This is a genomic window from Aestuariivirga sp. (genome assembly GCF_044239095.1).
GTDB lineage: Bacteria > Pseudomonadota > Alphaproteobacteria > Rhizobiales > Aestuariivirgaceae > Aestuariivirga.
On record NZ_JBIICB010000348.1, the window covers coordinates 1 to 3,834 of the forward strand.

4 protein-coding genes and 1 pseudogene are annotated in these 3,834 nt (G+C 61.2%); 4 read left to right on the top strand and 1 reads right to left on the bottom strand.

Annotated elements, in window-relative coordinates; all coding sequences use genetic code 11:
• Positions 1–454 (top strand): annotated as a pseudogene (locus ACILRA_RS20885) (citrate transporter); the annotation flags it as partial.
• Positions 455–560: 106 nt separating this feature from the next.
• On the opposite strand, the gene ACILRA_RS20890 reads toward ACILRA_RS20885, so the two are convergent.
• Positions 561–1,715, bottom strand: a complete 1,155-nt coding sequence (locus ACILRA_RS20890; RefSeq protein WP_395663976.1) for an alpha-D-ribose 1-methylphosphonate 5-triphosphate diphosphatase — start codon at positions 1,713–1,715, stop codon at positions 561–563.
• A gap of 91 nt (positions 1,716–1,806) precedes the next feature.
• On the opposite strand from ACILRA_RS20890, the gene ACILRA_RS20895 reads away from it, so the two are divergent.
• The 3 genes from ACILRA_RS20895 to ACILRA_RS20905 form a co-directional block, all read left to right on the top strand.
• Entirely contained in the window at positions 1,807–2,673 is an 867-nt protein-coding gene (locus ACILRA_RS20895; RefSeq protein WP_395663977.1) for a PhnD/SsuA/transferrin family substrate-binding protein, read from the top strand.
• A gap of 1 nt (position 2,674) precedes the next feature.
• The gene (locus ACILRA_RS20900) at positions 2,675–3,457 is read left to right on the top strand and encodes a phosphonate ABC transporter ATP-binding protein (protein ID WP_395663978.1); all 783 of its coding nucleotides are present in this window, start codon (positions 2,675–2,677) and stop codon (positions 3,455–3,457) included.
• Positions 3,450–3,834: PhnE/PtxC family ABC transporter permease (locus ACILRA_RS20905; protein WP_395663979.1), on the top strand; the 385-nt coding region annotated here is incomplete at its 3' end. The genes ACILRA_RS20900 and ACILRA_RS20905, both read left to right, overlap by 8 nt.

Sequence of the window (3,834 nt, forward strand, 5' to 3'; positions counted from 1 at the left end):
TGTCGCCAGCATGGTGTTCGCAGCCGGCGTGTTCACGGGCATACTGTCTGGCACCAAGATGGTCGATGCCATGTCACTTGCCGTGACAGGCGTAATACCGGAGGCGATGGGGCCTCATCTCGCGCCGATTACGTCGCTTCTCAGCGCGCCGTTTACCTACTTCATATCAAATGACGCATTCTACTTCGGCGTCTTGCCAATTCTGGCGGAGACAGGAGCCAACTTTGGCATCACGGCTGCCGAAATGGGCCGGGCTTCGCTCGTTGGGCAGCAGGTGCATCTGCTCAGTCCGCTGGTCCCCTCCTCCTTTCTTCTCGCTGCCCTTGCGGGTATCGAGTTCAATGAACTGATCCGGTCGACACTGAAGTGGGCCCTGGGTGCCTTCGCGGTCTTTCTATTCACATGCCTTGTTACCGGTGCGATTCCCTTGTCAGCACTCGCACCGGTGCAGTGATCGGGCACTCAATGCAGACTGCCGGAACTGCAGCCGGTCAATTGCAGCGTCGGAGTAGCCTGCCTTGTAGAATGCGCTTTCAAGTGTTCTCGCGCGAGATCATGCTTTAGTATGCGCGGTAGACGCAGCTGCCGGCAACAAGCGTCGCCACTGGGGCTGAACCGGTCTCCGGCAGTATAACGAGATCAGCGCGAAGCCCCTTCTCGATACGGCCACGATCCGTGAGGCCGCATGCCGCTGCCGGAGCCTGACTGATCATGTCCCACGCCTTCTCGAGCGGCAGGGCGCCGCGCTGTTCCAGCGCAATGACGGCCTGAAGGGGAGCCGGATAGTAATAATCCGATGCCAGCACGGAGCACTTCTCCTGCCGGATTGCCTGCTCAGCGCCGATGGCGCCATTGTGGCTGCCGCCGCGCACCACGTTTGGCGCGCCAAGGACGACCACGTCACCTGCCGCGGCCGCGGCATCAAGTGTGAGTGAATTCATCGGGAATTCAGCGATCCGAACACCCATGTCACGAAAGGCCGAACGGCCCTCAGGCAGATAGTCGTCGTGCGAGAGCATTGGGACACCGTCGGATGCTGCTGCGGCAGCCATTCGGCGGATGGATGCTGCGACCTCGCCCGCACGCTCTGCAACACCGTGCAGCAGCCGCCAATAATGCTCCACATCAATCATGGCCCGCTCCGCCGCGCTCCGGATCTTGATATCGGCACGTGAGCCTGCAATCGACGGCGTCGTGTGGTCATTGAACGCCAGCAGCGGTTTCTTTGCTCGCTTGAAGAGGGCCTCAACCTCCACCATTTCATCGAGTGCGAAGGTCTCCCACCGGATATGGAGGCGATGATCAGTGCGAAGGCGGGGCTCGAGACTGTCGAGCGCCTCGATGATCCTGCTGGCCTCCTCGAGGCTTCTGAGGCCAGGCTCCCATGAGACGGTAATGCCGTGATAGGCAGTGGTCACACCATTGGCGGCAAGTTGCCGGTCGGTCTCAAGCATGGCGATGTCGAGCGGGAACATCGTTTTTGGCCGGGGCATGATCTGCCGTTCGAAAGCATCGCCGTGAATATCGACAATCCCAGGAAGGACAAGACAACCCGATGCGTCAAGACCGCTGCTGCCCGAACTCTTGCCACGCCGCACCTCGGCGATGCAGCCGCCGGAGCAGACGATGTCAGCAGTAACCAAGCCCTCTCCAGGGATCAGGCAGCGGCCGCCCCGTATCACAGTTTCGATGTCGTTCCGCGTCATGTCAGGCATGTTCTGCTCCCTGTTGTGAAGGGAAATCGCCGATCTTCATGACAGCGTCATGAAAGCTTGTTGAGACGGTGTTCTCAACAGGAGGAAAGACATGAAACTCTGGAATTGGTTTTCTGCCGTGGCCCTTGCAGCCGGGCTAATGACAACCGCAGCTTCGGCCGAAACCATCCGCTTCGCCGTTACCGACGTCGAGGGCATGGAACAGCTGCAGCGCGAATTCGGTGGCTTCGTCGAGGAACTTGAGAAGGCTTCCGGACTGGACGTTGAGTTCACCGCGGTCAACAACCGCACCGCAGCCGTCGAGGCAATGCGGGCGGAGCAGGTCGACTTCGTCCTGACGGGACCCGCCGAGTACGTGATTTTCGCCAAGCTTACCGAAGCCAAGCCCGTGGTGGCCTGGCACCGTCCGGATTACTTCTCGCAGATCGTGGTCATGGCTGAAGGCGACATCAAGACCGTCGCGGATCTGAAGGGCAAGAAGGTTGCCTTTGGCGAAGTGGGCTCCACGTCGCAGCAGCTTGGCCCGGCGCAGATTCTGGCCGATGCTGGCCTCAAGTATAACACCGACTACACGGCGGAAATCATCAAGCGCAACGTCGCCGTCGAAGCAATGATCCGCGGCGACGTCCAGGCCGTGGGCATGAACCTCACTCATCTGCGCTCTGTGCGCGAGAAGTTCCCTGGCCAGAAATTCGCCGTGGTGGGCCGTGGACCCGATCTTCCGAACGACATCCTTCTGGCTGCTAGCTATGTGAAGCCGGAAGTCGTCGAGGCAATCCGCAAGGCCTTCCTCGAAAACGGCGATGCCTTGATGGCCGGCGTCACCAAGGGCGAGGACAACAAGAAGTATGAAGGCGGCTATTTTGTCGCCACCGTCAGCGACAAGGACTACGACATGGTGCGCGGAATGTATGGCACCATTGGAGCAGTCGAGTTCTCCAAGTTCCTTGGTGAATGACTTGAACCTCCAGGTTCACAACATGACAGCCGCGGCGGAGCCCAGCTCCGCCGCGATTTCGCTTCGGGGTCTGTCGAAGGCCTTCTCGCCTGCGAAGCCGGTTTTCTCAAACATCACTCTGGATGTCGCCCCAGGAAGCCTTGTCGCGCTGATCGGCGCCAACGGGGCGGGCAAGTCCACCCTTCTCCGCTGCATCCCGCGGCTGATCGAGCCGGATGGTGGATCGATCCAGGTGCTCGGCGAGAATGTGCTCGGCAGCCGCCGGACGCTGCGCGGCGTCCGCATGCGCGTGGGCTTCGTGTTCCAGAAGCACAATCTGGTCGGACGCCTCTCGGCGCTTACCAATGTCGTGCATGGCGCCCAGGCGCGAAACTACGGTGCGCGGGCCTGGCTGCAGTCGCTGGCTCCGCAGGATGTGAGAGCCGAAGCCTATCGCTGCCTTGAGCGGGTAGGCCTCGCGCACACGGCCTGCCAGCGCGCGGACTCGCTCTCAGGCGGGCAATCACAGCGGGTTGCAATCGCGCGCGCCCTGATGCAGCGGCCGGACATTGTGCTGGCTGACGAGCCAGCAGCGAGCCTCGATCCTCAGGCGGGTGACGAGATCATGGAACTCTTCGCGACGCTGATGCGGCAGGAGGCGAAGACCGTGGTCTTCACTTCGCACAATCTCACCCATGCGCTCAACTTCGCCGACAGGATTATCGCCATCGGCAACGGAAAAATCATGCTCGATGCGCCAGCTGGCAGCATCAAGGAAAGTGAGCTCAGGGGTCTCTATGTCTGATCATCTGCTTCCTTCGCGGCTGGCCCGGCCAAGCGCGCTGACATTTGTGCTGAGCCTTGCGGTGATTGCCTTCGTGATCGCCAGCTTCACCACCTCCGGCATCTCCTTCGACAGGCTGGCGCGCGGAATTCCAGCACTCGGCCGCTTGGCAGGCCAGATGTTCCCGCCTTCCCTGGATCGGCTGGAGCCGGTGTTGTGGTCTCTGCTTCAGACCTTTCAGATGGCGGTGGCGGGCACCATTCTCGGCCTCGTCATCAGCCTGCCACTGGCAATCCTCGCCGCGCCGAGCCTGTCGCCACATCCCCTGCTGGTATGGGCGGTACGCGGTCTGGTGGCGTTCTTCCGCACCGTCCCAGATCTCGTCTGGGCGATCTTCT

Coding starts and splice junctions, on each gene's coding strand:
- ACILRA_RS20890 (WP_395663976.1), bottom strand. CDS start 1,715: ATGCCTGACATGACGCGGAACGACATCGAAACTGTGATACGGGGCGGC.
- ACILRA_RS20895 (WP_395663977.1), top strand. CDS start 1,807: ATGAAACTCTGGAATTGGTTTTCTGCCGTGGCCCTTGCAGCCGGGCTA.